Origin of the sequence: Acrocarpospora pleiomorpha, from assembly GCF_009687885.1 — a bacterium.
GTDB classification, from domain to species: Bacteria; Actinomycetota; Actinomycetes; order Streptosporangiales; family Streptosporangiaceae; genus Acrocarpospora; species Acrocarpospora pleiomorpha.
This window is the reverse complement of sequence record NZ_BLAF01000004.1, coordinates 1-15320: the sequence shown is the minus strand read 5'-3', so window position 1 is coordinate 15320 and position 15320 is coordinate 1. Positions and strand designations below refer to the sequence as shown.

15 protein-coding genes are annotated in these 15320 nt (G+C 71.3%); all 15 read right to left on the bottom strand.

Annotation, left to right across the window (positions count from 1 at the left end; genetic code table 11):
- Positions 1 to 804 carry an enoyl-CoA hydratase/isomerase family protein gene (locus Aple_RS00095; RefSeq protein ID WP_155342332.1) on the bottom strand — a complete coding sequence of 268 codons (804 nt, stop codon included), beginning with the start codon at positions 802 to 804 and terminating at the stop codon, positions 1 to 3.
- The gene (locus Aple_RS00090) at positions 801 to 1571 is read right to left on the bottom strand and encodes an enoyl-CoA hydratase/isomerase family protein (protein ID WP_155342331.1); all 771 of its coding nucleotides are present in this window, start codon (positions 1569 to 1571) and stop codon (positions 801 to 803) included. Before Aple_RS00090 ends, Aple_RS00095 begins: the two co-directional genes overlap by 4 nt.
- Complete coding sequence (locus tag Aple_RS00085; RefSeq protein WP_155342330.1) at positions 1568 to 2734, bottom strand: acetyl-CoA acetyltransferase; 1167 nt, start codon at positions 2732 to 2734, stop codon at positions 1568 to 1570. Before Aple_RS00085 ends, Aple_RS00090 begins: the two co-directional genes overlap by 4 nt.
- Positions 2731 to 3099, bottom strand: coding sequence for a Zn-ribbon domain-containing OB-fold protein (locus tag Aple_RS00080; protein WP_155342329.1), 369 nt, complete (start codon positions 3097 to 3099; stop codon positions 2731 to 2733). The genes Aple_RS00085 and Aple_RS00080 overlap by 4 nt, the downstream gene beginning before the upstream one ends.
- Positions 3096 to 3566 (bottom strand): MaoC/PaaZ C-terminal domain-containing protein, encoded by a 471-nt coding sequence (locus Aple_RS00075; RefSeq protein ID WP_218038024.1) that lies wholly within the window; start codon positions 3564 to 3566, stop codon positions 3096 to 3098. Before Aple_RS00075 ends, Aple_RS00080 begins: the two co-directional genes overlap by 4 nt.
- Positions 3563 to 4006, bottom strand: coding sequence for an FAS1-like dehydratase domain-containing protein (locus tag Aple_RS00070; protein ID WP_155342328.1), 444 nt, complete (start codon positions 4004 to 4006; stop codon positions 3563 to 3565). The genes Aple_RS00075 and Aple_RS00070 overlap by 4 nt, the downstream gene beginning before the upstream one ends.
- Positions 3999 to 6095: an acetate--CoA ligase family protein gene (locus Aple_RS00065; RefSeq protein ID WP_155342327.1), complete on the bottom strand. Its 2097-nt coding sequence runs from the start codon at positions 6093 to 6095 to the stop codon at positions 3999 to 4001. The genes Aple_RS00070 and Aple_RS00065 overlap by 8 nt, the downstream gene beginning before the upstream one ends.
- Position 6096: 1 nt before the next feature.
- Positions 6097 to 7239: a CaiB/BaiF CoA transferase family protein gene (locus Aple_RS00060; protein ID WP_155342326.1), complete on the bottom strand. Its 1143-nt coding sequence runs from the start codon at positions 7237 to 7239 to the stop codon at positions 6097 to 6099.
- Between the two features lies 1 nt (position 7240).
- The gene (locus Aple_RS00055) at positions 7241 to 7981 is read right to left on the bottom strand and encodes an SDR family NAD(P)-dependent oxidoreductase (protein ID WP_218038023.1); all 741 of its coding nucleotides are present in this window, start codon (positions 7979 to 7981) and stop codon (positions 7241 to 7243) included.
- 20 nt (positions 7982 to 8001) lie between these two features.
- Positions 8002 to 8751: an ABC transporter ATP-binding protein gene (locus Aple_RS00050; protein ID WP_155342324.1), complete on the bottom strand. Its 750-nt coding sequence runs from the start codon at positions 8749 to 8751 to the stop codon at positions 8002 to 8004.
- Positions 8751 to 10583 (bottom strand): branched-chain amino acid ABC transporter ATP-binding protein/permease, encoded by a 1833-nt coding sequence (locus Aple_RS00045; RefSeq protein ID WP_155342323.1) that lies wholly within the window; start codon positions 10581 to 10583, stop codon positions 8751 to 8753. The genes Aple_RS00050 and Aple_RS00045 overlap by 1 nt, the downstream gene beginning before the upstream one ends.
- A 2-nt stretch (positions 10584 to 10585) precedes the next feature.
- A complete protein-coding gene (locus Aple_RS00040) occupies positions 10586 to 11452 on the bottom strand; it encodes a branched-chain amino acid ABC transporter permease (protein WP_155342322.1) in 867 nt (288 codons plus the stop codon).
- A gap of 7 nt (positions 11453 to 11459) precedes the next feature.
- On the bottom strand, positions 11460 to 12680 hold the full coding sequence (locus Aple_RS00035) for an ABC transporter substrate-binding protein (RefSeq protein ID WP_155342321.1): 1221 nt from the start codon (positions 12678 to 12680) through the stop codon (positions 11460 to 11462).
- A gap of 141 nt (positions 12681 to 12821) precedes the next feature.
- Positions 12822 to 13949: an acyl-CoA dehydrogenase family protein gene (locus Aple_RS00030; RefSeq protein ID WP_155342320.1), complete on the bottom strand. Its 1128-nt coding sequence runs from the start codon at positions 13947 to 13949 to the stop codon at positions 12822 to 12824.
- Positions 13950 to 13951: 2 nt separating this feature from the next.
- A complete protein-coding gene (locus Aple_RS00025) occupies positions 13952 to 15001 on the bottom strand; it encodes an acyl-CoA dehydrogenase family protein (protein ID WP_155342319.1) in 1050 nt (349 codons plus the stop codon).
- Positions 15002 to 15320 lie beyond the last annotated feature (319 nt).

The window sequence follows — 15320 nt, the reverse complement described above, 5'->3', positions numbered from 1 at the left end:
TCACCGGCCCCGGAAGACGGGCTCGCGCTTCTCCACGAACGCGGCGGCCGCCTCCTTGTGGTCCTCGCTGACGAAGGTGCCGCCCTCCAGCACGAGCCCGAGGTCGAGCAGCAGGTTCAGGCGCTCCCTTACGATCTTGTTGACGGTCGCCTTGGTGCCCTGAACGGCCAGCGGGGCGGCGTCGGCCAGCCGCCGCGCGACCGTGGTCGCCTCGGCCAGCAGGTCGGCGGCCGGCACCGCGCGCAGCGCCAGCCCCAGCCGGGCGGCCTCGGTCCCGCTGAGCCGGTCACCGGTCATCAGGTAGTACCGTGCCGCCCCGAGCGGCATCGCCAGCGGCCACGCCACCGCTCCGCCGTCGCCCGCCACCAGGCCGACCGAGACGTGGGTGTCGGCGAACTGGGCGTCCCTGGCCGCGATCACCACGTCGCAGAACAGCGCGATCGTCGCGCCCAGCCCCATCGCGTACCCGTGCACGGCCGCGACGATGGGCTGGGGCACCGAGAGGATGGCCTCCAGGATGTCGCGGCCGTGCAGGAGTTGGTACACCTGCTGGCCCGCGCTCGGCCCGACCTCGTCGGCGGCGCGCCCGGCCATGTCCTTGACGTCGCCCCCGGCGCAGAAGGCCCGCCCTTCGCCCCGCAGCAGCACCGCCCGCACCGACGAATCCGCCGCCACCTCGGCCAGCGCGCGGCCCAGCTCGGCCTCCAGCCCACCGCCGATCGCGTTCAGCCGCTCGGGCCGGTTCAACGCGATGGTGGCCAGACCGTCATCGACGTTCACCAGCAGGGTCTTGTAATCGCTCATTGGTCCTCCTCGGTACCGGAAAGTCGGCGTACCACCTGGGCGCGGGCCTGCTGCCGCCCGGGCGCCGCGACGGCCAGCGCCTGCAGGCGCGCTTCTTCGTCCAGCAGTTCGGCCAGCCCGTGGTTGAGGCCGTAGTCGAGCAGCCGCTTGGTGAGGCCCACCGCGACGCCCGGGGTCTCGGTCATCTGGTGGGCGAGCCGCAGGGTGTGCGGCAGTAGGTCGTCGGCGGGCACCACTTCGGAGACGAGTCCCCAGTCGAGCGCCTGCGCGGCGGTGAGCGGCCGGCCGGTGACCAGCCACTGGTAGGCGCGGGCGTACCCGAGCAGACGCGGCAGGAAGTAGGCGCCGCCCGCGTCGGGCACCAGGCCCACCGCGGTGAAGGCCGGGACGAATGTGGCCGTGTCGGCGGCGATTCGCAGGTCGGCCGCGGCGGCGAGGGACAGTCCCGCGCCCGCGGCCGGTCCGTTCACCGCCGCGATCACGGGTTTCTCCAGCGCCGCCATGGCGAGCACGTGCGGGTGATAGGTGTGCCGCAGGCCGCTGCTCCCCGGCCGCGCGGGCGCCTGTGCCGCGCGCAGGTCGGCGCCCGCGCAGAAACCACGGCCGTTGCCGGTGACGACGACCGCCTCGACCTCTGGGTCGGCCGCCTCGTGCCAGGCGTCGGCGAGCGCGTACAAGGTGTCCGCGTCCAGCGCGTTGAGCTTCTCCGGGCGGTTCAACGTCACGATCAGCACGGCGCCGTCCCGCTCCGTCAGGACGGTGGTCACAGGCTCTCCTCCGATCCGAGGATCGCGGTCGCCTGGTTGGAGAGCTGGCCGCCGTTGCCGTGGGCGATGGCGATCGTCGCCCCGGGTTGCTGCCGCTCGCCCGCCTCGCCGCGGATCTGGCGGGTCGCCTCGATGATGGTGAAGATGCCGTACATGCCGGGATGGCAGTAGGAGAGGCCGCCGCCGTTGGTGTTGACGGGAAGCGCCCCGCCGGGCGCGATCCGTCCGCCGGAGACGAAGTCGCCGCCCTCCCCCTTCGCGCAGAAGCCCAGGTCCTCCAGGAACAGGATGGTGTTGATGGTGAAGGCGTCGTACAGCTGCACCACATCCACGTCGCCCGGTCCGAGCTTGGCCATCGCGTAGGCGCGGGACGCGGATTCGGTGGCCGCGGTGACGGTGAGGTCGGGCATCTGCGCGATGGTGCGATGCCAGTGCGCCTCCCCCGCGCCGAGCAGGTAGACCGGCGGGCGGGGCAGGTCCCTGGCGCGGTCGGCCCTGGTCACCACGACCGCCCCGCCGCCGTCGGTGACCAGACAGCAGTCCAGCGCCGACAGCGGGCTGGAGATGACGCGGCTGGTGAGCACGTCCTCGATGGTGAGCGGGTCGCGGGCGAACGCCTTCGGGTTGAGCATGGCCCATCGGCGGGCGGCGACCGCGACCTCGGCGAGCTGGGCGCGGGTGGTGCCGTACTGGTGCATGTGGCGGGCCGCGGCCAGGGCGTACCCGGTGATCGGCATGCGCGGCCGGTAGGGCGCCTCGTAGGAGGGCAGCTCCGGCGGCCCGCCGGGCAGCCGGCCGCGCCCGCTGTCGGAGCGGGCGGTGCTGCCGTAGACGATCAGGGCGATCTCGCACGCGCCCGTCGCGATGGCCAGGGCGGCGTGGTGCAGGTGGGAGACGAACGAACTGCCGCCCACCATCGTGCCGTCGGTGTACCGGGGCCGCACGCCCAGGTATTCGGCGACGTCGAGCGGCGCCATTCCCCGCCCGGCGATGGCGCAGAACAGCCCGTCCACGTCCCGGACGGACAGTCCCGCCTCGGCGAGCGCCGCGCTCGCCGCCTGAGCGGCGAGTTCGATGGCGTATCTGTCCTGACCGACCTCCCCGAGGTCGGATTCGGCGACTCCCACGATCGCGGCGGCGCCGCGCAGATCGGGCCCGCTCATGAACGTCCCTCCAGGACGGTGAACTCGACTCGAGGGCCGGTCTGGTCGACCCTGGCGCGCACCCGCATCCCGATTCGGACGTCCTCGGCGGGAATCCCCACGACCGTGCTCATCATGCGGAACCCCTCGTCCAGGTCCACCAGCGCGACCGGGTAGGGCAGGGCGTCACGCGGGGACAGGACGCTGACCGAGTAGACCGTGCCGAGTCCGGCGCTGGGGCACCAGTTCAGCCGCGTGGAGCCGCACTGGGGGCAGAGGATGCGAGGGAAGAACACCGCGGCCTGGCACGCCGTACACCGCTGGAAGGGCACCTCGCCCGCGGCGAGGCGGTCGATGTACTCGCGGTGCGGGGCGATCGCGGTCATGGCCGCGCTCCCGCCGGTGCGGAGGCATAGACGGCGGTCGCGCCGCCGCGGAGCACCAGCCTCGGCTGGCGTCCTTCGGCTTCGCTGTGCACCAGGAGCCCCACCTCGACCTCGGTGCCGCCGTCCGGGGCGCTCTGGCAGCCGAGTACCTCGCCGCTGAGCACGAGGGTGTCGCCCGGCCAGACCTGATCCACGTAGCGCACGCTGAAACGGCGCAGGTTCCGCCGCCCCAGCCAGGACGCGGCGTAGCCGCCGAGGATTCCCGCCGTGAGCAGCCCGTGCCCGAACACCGCAGGGTATCCGGCGGCCCGCGCGAAGGTCTCGTCGTGGTGGATCGGATTGAAGTCCCCCCCGGCACCGGCGTAGCGCACGAAGTCGGTGCGCGTCAGCGGGCCGACACGGTGGACCGAGGCGGGCGGCACGGGGTGACCCGGCGCCATCCGCGCCGCGGTCTCCGGCTTGGTCATGTCTCCCCCAGTTCGATTGCTGTGCTTCGGAGCCGCAACACGGTCTCCGCCTGCTGATTGACGAAGTCGTGCTCGGTGACGATCAGCGTCATCGGGCCGCGGCTTCCGTTCTTCTCCTGGACGTCGGCGACGCGCGACCGCACGGTCAGTACGTCACCGGCGACGATTTCGCCCAGGTACTCCCACTCGGCCCCGCCCGCCAGGACCCGGCGCAGGTCCAGGCCGAGCACGTCCTGCCGGGCGGCCCAGTGGGAGGTCACGGCGGAGAAGGTCGGCGGCACGGGAAGGCTCCGGTATCCGGCGGCGTGCGCCTCTTCCAGGTCGCGGTAGGCCGGGTCGGCGTCCTTGACGGCGAGGGCGAACTCGCGCACCTTGCCGTGCTCCACCGGCAGCGTGTACGGCGGGTAGGTGTGGCCGATCAGGTCGCGGCGGTCAGCCATGCCGCACCACGATCAACGCGTCGGCGGCGAGCACGGCGCCGCCGGCGACGCGCAGCGGGTTCACGTCGACCTCGCTCACCTCGTCCAGTTCCAGCGCCAGTTCACCGAGGGCGACCATCACCCGGGCCGTGACCGCACGCTCGTCCTCGGCCAGGCCACGCCGTCCCGTCACCAGGCGCCCGCCGAGCAGCTCGCCCAGCGCCTCCGTGGCGGTGCCGGCGTCGAACGGCGGGCGCAGCAGGACGGCCTCGCTGAGCACCTCCACCAGCACGCCGCCGAGCCCGACCGCGACCATCGGCCCGAAGACAGGGTCGCGCCGCATCCCACAGGTCAGCTCCAGCCGCGCGGGCGCCATCCGCTGGACCAGCACGCCCTCCACCACTGCCTCCGGCGCCCGGACGGAGACCTCGGCGAGCATGTCCTGGTACGCCTCCCGGACCGCGTCCTGTCCGTGCAGGCCGAGCCGGATCGCGCCCGCGTCGGACTTGTGCGGCAGCTGGTAGGACATCACCTTCAGCACCACCGGCCCGCCGATGCGCTCGGCCGCCGCGACGGCGCCGTCCACGTCGGCCGCCATCTCCTCGCGGGTCACCGGCACGCCGTACCGGGCCAGGATGCTCTTTCCGGTCGACTCCAGCAGCGTGGTCTGACCGTCGGCGGCGGCGATCAGCTCCCGCGCCGCCCGCGCTCGTTCCGCGTCGGCGGTGAATCGCGCGGAGCCGGGCGGGCGGCGGCCGGACTGCCGGACGAGCGCGGCCAGCGCGATCATCGCCCGCCGGGGATCGGTGTAGGTGGGCACTCCGGCCTGCTGGAACTGCTCGCTCCACGCGGTGGACAGGATCGCCACCGGCTTGTCCGTACTCTGGTACATCTCCACAATGGCGTCGTTGGCCGGCCCCGGCCGCGCCCAGGTGACCGCGCTCACCAGGTCGGCGGACGCGCTGCGGGCGACCGAGAAGAGCACCTTCCGGTAGGCGCCGGGCATCGCGGTGGTCTGGGCGGTGGTGTCCACCGGGTTGGCGGCGCTGCCGTAGAACGGCACGGGCATGTCGGCGATCAGCGCCTGCTGCTCCTCCTCGGGGAGCACGGGCACCGAAAGCCCCGCCTGCCCCGCCTCGTCGGCGAGCAGCACTCCGGCGCCTCCGGAGGAGGTCATCACGATCACCCGGTTCCCGCGGGCACGCCGGCCGTTCTGGAAGATCGTGCCGAGGTCGAGCAGTTCCTCCATGGTCGAGGCGACGAAGACGCCGTACTGACGGCAGACCGCATCCAGAACCTGGGCGGAACCCACGATCGAGGCGGTGTGACTGAGCGCCGCCCGCGCCGCCTCCTCGGAACGGCCGGCCTTCAGGAGGATCAGCGGCTTGTCCAGTTCGGCGGCGCGGCGTGCGGTGTCGATGAAGACCTCGGGGTCGCGCAGGGTCTCCATGAACGACAGAAGCACCCCCACCTCCGGACGCTCCACCAGATGGCGTAGCACGCCGGTTACGTTCACGTCGGCCTCGTTGCCGGTGGAGACGAACCAGCCCAGCCGCAGCCCGGCCAGCACCGCCTTGTTGGTGATGTAGGAGCCGAATCCGCCGCTCTGGGAGACGAGCGCGACCGGCCCTGGCCGCGGCAGCGGCTCATCCACCGTGACCATGAAGTTGGCCATCACCCCGTCGTGGGCGTTCATGTATCCGATGCAGTTGGGTCCGATGACGCGGATGCCCGTCTCCCGCGACACCTGGGTGAGCCGGTCCTGCAGGGCGCGGCCTTCCGGCCCGGCCTCGGCGAACCCCGAGGTGATGATCGTCGCGCCGCCGACGCCCCTGGCCGCGCACTCGGCGACCACGTCGACCACGGCGGCCGCGGGTACCGCGATCACCGCCAGGTCCACCGGTTCCGGGAGCTCGCCGACGGTGCGGAAGGCCGGACGGCCCTGGACCACCTGGTCCTTGGGGTGGACGGGGTGGACGTCGCCGGGGAAGGCGCGGAGCAGATTGGCGAAGACGGTGCCGCCGATGCGGGTCGGGCTGTTGGACGCGCCCACCATCGCGATCGAACGGGGCGTGAGGAGCCGATCGAGTGGTGGCCGGGATGCGGTCATGTCAGTTGCCTCCTCGGGATGCGGACGGCGCGTCCAACTCGTGCAGGATCGAAGCGGTGTGCTCGCCCAGGAGCGGAGCGGGATCGGGATCGGGCGCGGGGTAGGCGCTCAGGCGCAGGGGCTGCCGCACGTACCGCCGCGGCGAGGGGCCCGCGAGCGGCCGGATCACCTCACGTGCCGCGAGGTGCGGATCGCCGAGTGCCTCGTCGAGTCGGTGCACCGGCCCCGCCGGCACCCCGGCCCGGTCGAACCTTTCCTGCCACTCGGCGCGGGTGCGGGTGGCCAGCACCCGGGCCAGTTCTCCGGTCAGGGCATCGCCGCGGGCCAGGCGTTCCCGCTGGCGCAGCCGCGTGTGCCCCGCCAGTCCGGTCTCCTGGCACAGCAGCTCCCAGAAATGGTCCTCGAAGCCGATGCCCAGCGCGATCAGCAGTCCGTCCGCGCAGCGGTAGACCCCGTATCCGGGTTCCCGGCCCGGTGGCGCGGCGGATCCGCCCGGCTCGTTGAGCACCTGCTCAACGTGGATGGCCATGATGGCCACCAACGCCTCGTGGGTGGACAGGTCGACGTGGGTGCCGTGCCCGGTGGCGGTCCGGCCGACCAGGCCGACCAGTGCCCCCAGCGCCGCGTAGAGGGCGCCGACGATCGCGCCCACCTCCAGGTCAGGGGCAGGGAGCACCGCTTCCGGCCGGTCGCAGAGCCGGCTGAGCAGGCCGGCCGCCGCCTGGTACATCAGGTCGTGCCCTGCTCTGTCGCGGTACGGACCGTCCTGCCCGAAGCCGGAGACCGACACGTAAACCAGCCGGGGGTGGACGGCGCTCAACTCCGCGTACCCGAGACCGAACCGCGCCATCGTGCCCGGCCGGTACGCCTCGAACAGCACGTCCGCGGTGCCCGCGAGCCGGCGCGCCCGCTCCTGGTCGGCCGGTTGTTTGAGATCCAGGGTCACGGAACGTTTGCCGCGGTTCAGCGCGTCGAAGATGGCGCCCTGGGCGCGGGCCAGGTCCCCGGTCCGGGGCCGCTCGACGATGATCACGTCCGCGCCGAGGTCGGCGAGCAGCATCGTCGCGTACGGGCCCTGGTACATCTGGGCGAACGTCACCACGCGTACACCGTCGAGTGGACGCCGCCCCAGGCTCGCCGTCACCTCAGCGCACCATCATTCCGCCGCCGTCCACCGAGATCACCTGTCCGGTGACGTAGCTGGACGCCTCCGAGGCGAGATAGACGAAGGTCGGCGCGATCTCCTCGGGCTCCGCGTGTCTGCGCAGCGGAAGGCGCTTGACCGCGTCGGCGAAGCGCGGGTCGGTGCGGACCTTCAACGTCATGCCGGTCGCGGCGGCCGGGGCCACCGCGTTGACCAGGATGTTGTAACGGCCGAGCTCGCGTGCCGCGCTGCGGACCATGCCGAGCATCCCGGATTTGGCCGCGGCGTAGTTGATCTGCCCGATGGACCCGTTCTGGGCGGTCGAGGAGGAGGTGAAGATGATCCGCCCGCTCTCCTGCTCGATCATGTCGCGGACCACCGCCTGCAACCAGTAGAACGATCCGGAGAGGTGGACCGCGATGACCCGATCCCACTCCTCGTCGGTCATCTTGTGCAGCATCGCCGGGCGGATGATGCCCGCGTTGTTCACCAGCACGTCAACCGTCCCGTAGACCTCCTTGACGCGCTCCGCCGCCTGGTTCACCTCCGGGCGGCTCGACACGTCGCAGGGCACGGCGAGCGCTTCCCGGCCGGCGTCGCGAATCCCGGCGGCCACCTCCTCGGCGGCCTCCGCCCACACGTCCACCACGGCGACCCGCGCGCCCTCCCGGGCGTAGGCCTCGGCGATCGCCCGGCCGATGCCCTGCGCGGCCCCGGTGACCACGGCAACCTTGTCCTTCAACAGCATTCCTGTATTTCCTTTCACCGGTTGCCCGTGTTCATCTGCTCGCCCGTCCGGCCCAGGTAGACCTCGCGGATCAGCGAGCCGTCGTCGAATTCGGCCTTGGGGCCGGCGGCGACGATCCGCCCGTTCTCCATCACCGCGACGTCGTCGGCTATCGCCAGCGCGTGCTCCACGCGCTGCTCGACCAGGAGGATGGACAGCCCTTCCGCCCGTAGCGCGGCCACCATCCCGAGGACTTCGTTGACGATGGAGGGCGCCAGACCGGCTGACGGCTCGTCGAGCATGAGCAGCTTGGGGCCGGGCATCAACGCCTGGCCGATCGCGAGCATCTGCTGCTGTCCGCCCGACAGGCTCCCGGCCGGGACGCGGCGGCGCTCCCCCAGCATCGGAAACCGCCGGTAGGCCTGTTCCAGTGCCTCGCGTCGAGCTGCGGCGCGCAGCCCGCGGCCCGGCAGCGTGTACCCGCCCAGCAGCAGGTTCTCCTCCACCGACCTGGCACGGAAGACCCGCTTGTTCTCCTGGACCAGCCCGAGCCCGGCGCGGATCCGCCGGTGCGCGCGGGTCCCGGTGAGGTCCTGCCCGGCCAGCTCCACCCGGCCCTCGCTGACCGTGGGCAGCAGCCCGGCGATCGCGCTGAGCAGCGAGGTCTTCCCCGCTCCGTTGCGGCCGAGCACCACAGTGATCTTCCCGGCGCCGACCCGCACATCCACGCCCCACAACACGCGCAGGTCTCCATAACCACCGATGATCCCGGAGACTCTCAGCATCACTGCGCTCCCCTCGTGGTGGCGGTCTCCTGCTCGGGTTGCTCGTCGGTCGCGCCGGTGTACTCGGCGAGCACCCGGCGGTCGGCCTGGATCTGCGCCGGGGTGCCGGAGGCGATGAGCTGTCCCTGGCTCAGCACGTGGATGCGGTCGGCCAGCTTGAGTACCAGGGGGAAGTTGTGCTCGACCAGGATCACGGTGCCGCCGGCCCGCCGGATCGCGCCGATCGCGCTTTCCAGCACCATCAGGTCGCTCTCGTCGAGCCCCGATCCCACCTCGTCGAACAGGAAGACCCTCGGCCCGGACGCGAGCGCCCGCGCCACCTCGACCAGCCGCCGAGTGCCCAGCGCCAGCGAGTCGACCTGCTGGCCGGCCAGGTCCTGGATGCCCAGCCAGCGCAGCAGCCGCAGCGCCTCGGCGTTGTCGGCCGCGTACCCGCGCCGGAACGCGGGCAGCCGGAGCACCGCGGCCGGGATGCCCACGCGGTGGCTGGTGTAGCGGCCGGTGGCGACGAACGCCAGGGTGGTCATGTCCTTGGGGATCAGCGGGGTCTGGAAGGTGCGGGTGACGCCGAGCCGGGCGATCCGGTACGGCGCGCGCCCGGCGATGTGGTCCTCGTCCAGCCGGAGCGAGCCGCCCGACGGCTTGTAGAAGCCGCAGATCAGGTTGAGCAGGGTGGTCTTGCCGGAGCCGTTGGGCCCGATCAGCGCGGTCACCTCGCCGGGCCTGGCCTCGATCGACACCTCCCGCAGCGCCGCGTTCCCGCCGAAGGACTTGCTCAGCTTCTCGGTACGGAGCACCGCGCCGTTCAGCCGGTCAAGTTCCGGTCCGGCCTCGCCAGGTTCAGCCAAGGCCGCCGCGGCCGGCCGGGTGGGGATCAGTCCCCGCCGGCGGGCCGCGGCCAGCGCGTCGTGGGCGAGCCCGGCCAGGCCCCGGTTGAACAGCACGCCGGCCACCAGCAGGAACGCTCCGTAGATGACCAGCTGCCAGTCCTGGAACTGGGTGAAGGTCTGCTGGCCGATCTGCAGCACCGCCGCGCCGACGATGGCGCCGTACACGGAGGTCGCGCCGCCCACCACCGAGGCGGCGAGCACGCTCAGCGCCAGCGCGAAGGTGAAGGTCTCCGGGGCGATGAACCCGTCGATCATCGAGAACAGCGCCCCGGCGACGGCCGCCGGGATCGCGCCGATCACATAGGCGAGCAGTTTCAGCCGGTACACCGACACGCCGAGCGTGGAGGCCAGGATCGGGCTCTGCCGCAGGACGAGGAACACGTTGCCGTGCCGCGACAGCAGCAGGTTGCGGGCGATCGCGAACCACACCGCGGTGACCGCGAGGATGAACACGTACAACCGGGTGCCGGTGATCTCCATCCCGAACAGCGTCGGGATCGCGGCCGCCAGGCCGAGCGTGCCGCCGGTGAACACGTGCAGCACGTCGATCGTGTTCGGGACCAGGATGACCAGGAAGAACGTCACCATCGCCAGCGACCAGCCGCCCAGCCGCAGCCCGGGTATCCCGGTCACCAGCCCGACCACGACGGCGGCGAGGGTGGCCGCCGCCAGCGCCAGCAGCACGTTGGTCGCCCCGAACCGGACCCCGAGGTAACCGGCCACGTACGCGCCCACCGCGTACAGCGCGACCTGCCCCATCGCCAGCTCCCCGGCGTAGCCGAGCACCACGTTCAGGCCGCTGACCAGCAGGCTCAGGATCGCGATCAGCATGACCGTGCGGGACCAGTAGGAGTTGATCAGGCCCAGCCCCGGGGCGGCCATGAGCAGCGCCACGGCCAGCAGGGCGCCCAGCGGGCGGAACCGGAAGAAAAGGGCGGTCATGGTCACACCCGCCGTTCGAGCGCGGTGCCGAAGAGCCCGCGCGGTCGCAGGAACAGGATCAGCAGGAATACCCCGAAGACCACCAGCTGCGGGTACGCCTCACCGACGTAGCGCGCGGCGAAGGCGTAGATGAGCCCGGTGGCGAACCCGCCGATCAGCCCGCCGAGCTGGCTGCCGGCGCCGCCGATCGCGATCGCCACGAAGCCGAACAGCGCCAGCGCGTGGCCCAGGTTGAACACCGCGTAGGTTCGGGCCCCGACCAGCAGCCCGAACGCTCCGGCGATCAGACCGGCCACGACGAACGCCCCGACACCGAGCAGCCGGACGTTGATGCCCCGCGCCGACGCGGCGTCCCGGTCCTCAGCCGACGCCAGCGAGGCCAGGCCGACCAGCGAGTGGCGCGACCACAGGTGCAGCCCGACGCCGATCAGCAAGGTGAACGCGATCAGCACCAGATCGACCGGCCGGACCGTGCCGCCGAGAAGTTCCAGCGGGCGATCCGGCAGGCCGGACGGCACCGTCAGCGGCTGGCGGCCCCAGATGGCCGCCGCCAGCCCGTCCAGGATCGTCGCCGCGCCGACCGTCGTGATCAGGGCCCCGTGCGCATCGGAACGGCCCAGCAGCGGCCGGATCGCGATCCGCTCCTCCAGCAGCGCGACCGCCGCCACGCCCACCGCGGCCAGCAGGATGGTGGGCACGACCGGAAGGCCGAAGGTGACCGCGCCCGCGTAGGCCAGGAAGGTTCCGACCATCACCAGCTGCGCGTGCGCGAAGTTGAACGTGCCGGAGGCGAGGAGCACCACGTTGTATCCGATGGCGACCAGGGAGTAGATGGCTCCCGTCGCCAGCCCGGCCCATACCGTCGTCATCGCCGTCTCACGCCTTGCCGGAGGTGTAGAAGCCCTCGCCGCTGTAGCCGCCGGGCGGCACGTACTGGAAGGTGGCGTCGCTGGTGGTCGGGAAGTGGTTCGTCGAGGAGTAGCTGAAGGTCACCAGGTCCCCCTTGGGGCCGGCGTAGAACCACGGGGGCGTACCGGTCGGCTTGGGCAGGCTTTCCATCGCCGCCTTGATCTTGTCGGGGTCGATGGACTTGGCCTGCTGGGCCGCGTACGCGGCGAGGGCGAGCGAATCGTGACCGGTGGCGAACAGGCCCCAGCCTGTCGTGGTGATCCCGGCGGCCGCCGGGCCCGCCTTGATCTTCGCGATGAAGGCGTCAAGACCGGGGTGCCGCTCGCTGGTGGCCAGCGTCACCGTGGAGACGACCACTTCGACGTTCTTGAGCTCCTCCTCCTTCAGGTTCTTGAGGTACGGGAAACCCGAGGAGAGCTGGTCGCAGTAGGTCGGCACGTCCCACCCGATCTGCGCCCGGCTGCGCATGGCGTACAGCGCGGCGGTGCCGTACCCGTTGACCACCAGCGCGTCCGGGCTCTGCGCCCTGAGCTGGTTGAGCTGGGAGGTCATGTCGAGCGCGGTGGCCTCGTACCGCGCCTCGACGAACTCCATCCCCGCGGCCTCGATCGCGCCCTTGTAGATCTGCGCCGAGCTCTGGCCGGTCGCGTCGTTGGCGTAGAGCATGCCGATCTTCTTGTATCCCTTGGCCTGCGCGAGCCGGATCAGCGCCGGGGCGTAGTCCTTGCCCGGCGAGGAGATGCCGAAGTGGTAGGGGAACTTGACCGGGTCGTTCAGCAGGTTGCTCACCGTGCCGCCGATCGAAATGATCTTCTGCCTGGTCAGGATCGGCAGCAGCGACAGCGAGACCGCGCTGGAACTGCCCGGGTAGACCAGGTCGGGCTTGACCCCCTGCGACAGGCGCTGCTGGAGAAGGCTCACCGCCTTGGTCGGATCGTTCTGGTCGTTGGCGGTCTCGACCACGATCTTCCGGCCTTCGATGCCGCCGGCGGCGTTGAGTTCCTCGGCGGCGAGCTTGATGCCCGCGTCGATGCTCGCGTTGTTGGCCGAGACCGCACCGGAGTAGTCGCCGGTGAAGTAGACGATGAACGAGGAGCCGGAAGCGGTTTCCTCGGCTGCCCCGCAGGCGGCGAGGGGAAGGACCAGAAGGGCGCTGATCATGGCGAGACGGATGGGACGTGAACGCATTGCAGCCTCCTCAGCCGGGGGTGACCCTGCGACTGAATGTGGTTTAGGAGGTTTTGTGGGGGGTGCGGACGCGCCGACGTGAGAGGGGCGCGATGACCGCGAAACGGTCTGTGACCGGGTGTCGTCTGCTGGAATCCGCGCTCAGCGCGGCAGGTCGAGCATGCGGGCGATGATGTTCTTCTGGATCTGCGCGGACCCGCCGTACACGCTGACCGGGCGGGAGGTGAAGTACGAGCTGAGCCATCCCTCGGCGGCACCGGTCAGCTCGTCGGCGCCGAGGATGTCCATGGCCAGATGCTGCAGGGACTGTTCGGCTTCGGCCCAGAGCAGCTTGGCCACCGAACCCTCCGGACCGGGCGGTCGCCCGGAGACCCGTAGCGACAGCTGTTCCATGCAGTTGAGGCGTAGCACCTCGCCGCGCACGTACGCGCGGGCCAGCCGCTTGCGCGTCTCCGGCTCGGCGAGCAGTCCGCGCTCGGCCGCGAGGCGTTCCACCTTACGTAGCGTGCGCCGGTAGGCGGCGATGAAGCCGATGTCGGCCGGTCCGCGCTCGTAGGCGACCGTCGTCATCGCGATGCGCCAGCCCTCACCGGGCGCGCCGAGCCGCTGCTCCGCCGGGATCCGGACGTCGTCCCAGAAGACCTCGGCGGTTTCCGCCTCCCCGCTGGCGATCATGATGGGGCGAACCGTGACACCCGGTTCGGTCATCGAGACCAGGAAGGCCGAGATGCCCTTGTGCTTGGGAACGTCAGGGTCGGTGCGAGCCAGCAGCAAGCACCAGTCGGCGTACTGGCCGCCGCTGGTCCACATCTTCTGGCCGTTCACCACGTAGTGATCGCCGTCGAGCCGGGCGGCGGTGCGCAGCGAGGCGAGGTCGGAGCCCGCCTCCGGCTCGCTGAAGCCCTGGCACCACTGCGCGTCGCCGGAGAGCAGGGGAGGCAGGAAGCGTTTCTTCTGCTCCTCTGAGGCGTAGGTGAAGATGGCTCTGCCGATGTAGCCGACCGAGGGCAGGGGCGGCGCGTTCAGGTTGCCCGCTTCCTCGTTGAGGATCGCGTCGTAGACCGGGCTCAGCCCGCGACCGCCGTACTCCTCGGGCCAGCTCATGCCGACGTACCCGGCCTGGTAGAGGGTGCGGTGCCAGGCCTTGCGGAGCCGGACCGCCTCCTCCGGGTCCTCGATCTTGTCCCAGCCGGCTGGTATGCGCTCGGCCAGCCACTGGCGCAGGTCCGCGCGGAACTCCGCCTCTTCGGGGGTGTCGCGATAGTCCATGGTCACTCTCCCGTCAGCCGGACGTCGGCGATCCGCAGCAGTTGGGTGCTCTCGTCGCCGAAGACCTGGCGGTCCATCAGCGCGCGGCGGGTGTGCACGTGGGCGATGTGCTCATAGGTCTGGCCGATGCCGCCGAACACCTGCATGACCGTCTCGGTCACCTCACGCGCGACGGCGGCGCACTGCGACTTCGCGGTCCACGCGGCCAGCAGCGCCTCGGCGGGTTCGAGCGCGTCCACCGCCCACGCGGCGTAGCCGGTGGCGCTCGCGGCCGCCTCCGCGCTCACGTACGCCTCCGCGCACATGTGCTGGACCGCCTGGAAGGAACCGATGGGGACGCCGTACTGCACCCGTTCCTTGGCATAGTCGACGGCTCGTGCCACCGCCGAGCGCATGACACCCACCACGTCGGCGCAGACCGCGGCGAGCGCGAGCGCCTCCCATCGGAGGAGGTCCTCGGGCCCCAGCGGGCGTCCCACCGTGGTCAGGCGTCCTGGGTCGACCGGTCCGTCGGAGCGGACCAGGCCGCGGGTGAGATCGGCGCCGGCCAGCGGGAGGAAACCGGCGTCCAGCGACACCCGGACCAGCCGGAGCCCTTCGGCGGAGTCGGCCAGGGCCAGGGCCTCCTCCGCCCCGTCGACGTCCCAGCCGTACGCCAGACCGTCCGACGGGAACCTGGCCAGCCCGGACAGGTCGCGGTTGAGCAGCACCCCGGCCCGTGCGGCTCCCGTGGCCAGCCTGTCGGCGTCGTCATGGGCGCCCGCCAGGGCCAGCAGCTCCGTCGCGAGAACAGCGGAACCGAGATAGGGAACGGGCACGAGGCCGGCGCCCAGGGCCTCGGCGACCACCGCGACCTCGACTCCGGATCCGACCGGGCTTCCGTCCTCGTCCCGCGTCCGCAGCGCCAGCAGGCCCGCCTGGGCCAGGGACTGCCAGGCCGCGGCCCGATCTCGGCTGGTCAGATCGCTGGGGTTCGCCAAACCTGACGAGCCTGCGATCTTACCGGCCACCTCGTGGAGCATCTGCTGCTCGTCAGTGAGCAACGTGAGCACAACGGCACCTCCTGTGCCTCTACCGAACCTGGAATCAGATCCTGTAACTGAATCTCATTCAGCCCCTGTCTAACACGGACGCAAGATGTGCGTCAACGGACACAGCGGCGTCACATTGGCGCAACAGGGCCGCTGGATGCAGTGCCTTCTGTTGACCATGCTTCCAGCAGCGTGTTTAGCTGAGGTCCGCCCGTTAGGTCCACATGCGCCTCGCGCATCGGTGACGAACCAACTGCTGAATGTTATTCAGATGCTCACTACGCTCTCCAGGAGGACCCGTGCTCTGGGTAGCGACAAGCACGCTCATCGGGACCGTCGC

What these genes read in the sequence shown, in the direction of transcription:
- Aple_RS00070 (WP_155342328.1), bottom strand. Translation starts at nt 4,006, where the DNA reads ATGGCTGACCGCCGCGACCTGATCGGCCACACCTACCCGCCGTACACG.
- Aple_RS00030 (WP_155342320.1), bottom strand. Translation starts at nt 13,949, where the DNA reads ATGGACTATCGCGACACCCCCGAAGAGGCGGAGTTCCGCGCGGACCTG.
- Aple_RS00075 (WP_218038024.1), bottom strand. Translation starts at nt 3,566, where the DNA reads ATGACCAAGCCGGAGACCGCGGCGCGGATGGCGCCGGGTCACCCCGTG.
- Aple_RS00045 (WP_155342323.1), bottom strand. Translation starts at nt 10,583, where the DNA reads ATGACCGCCCTTTTCTTCCGGTTCCGCCCGCTGGGCGCCCTGCTGGCC.
- Aple_RS00035 (WP_155342321.1), bottom strand. Translation starts at nt 12,680, where the DNA reads ATGCGTTCACGTCCCATCCGTCTCGCCATGATCAGCGCCCTTCTGGTC.
- Aple_RS00080 (WP_155342329.1), bottom strand. Translation starts at nt 3,099, where the DNA reads ATGACCGCGATCGCCCCGCACCGCGAGTACATCGACCGCCTCGCCGCG.
- Aple_RS00085 (WP_155342330.1), bottom strand. Translation starts at nt 2,734, where the DNA reads ATGAGCGGGCCCGATCTGCGCGGCGCCGCCGCGATCGTGGGAGTCGCC.
- Aple_RS00095 (WP_155342332.1), bottom strand. Translation starts at nt 804, where the DNA reads ATGAGCGATTACAAGACCCTGCTGGTGAACGTCGATGACGGTCTGGCC.
- Aple_RS00040 (WP_155342322.1), bottom strand. Translation starts at nt 11,452, where the DNA reads ATGACGACGGTATGGGCCGGGCTGGCGACGGGAGCCATCTACTCCCTG.
- Aple_RS00050 (WP_155342324.1), bottom strand. Translation starts at nt 8,751, where the DNA reads ATGCTGAGAGTCTCCGGGATCATCGGTGGTTATGGAGACCTGCGCGTG.
- Aple_RS00065 (WP_155342327.1), bottom strand. Translation starts at nt 6,095, where the DNA reads ATGACCGCATCCCGGCCACCACTCGATCGGCTCCTCACGCCCCGTTCG.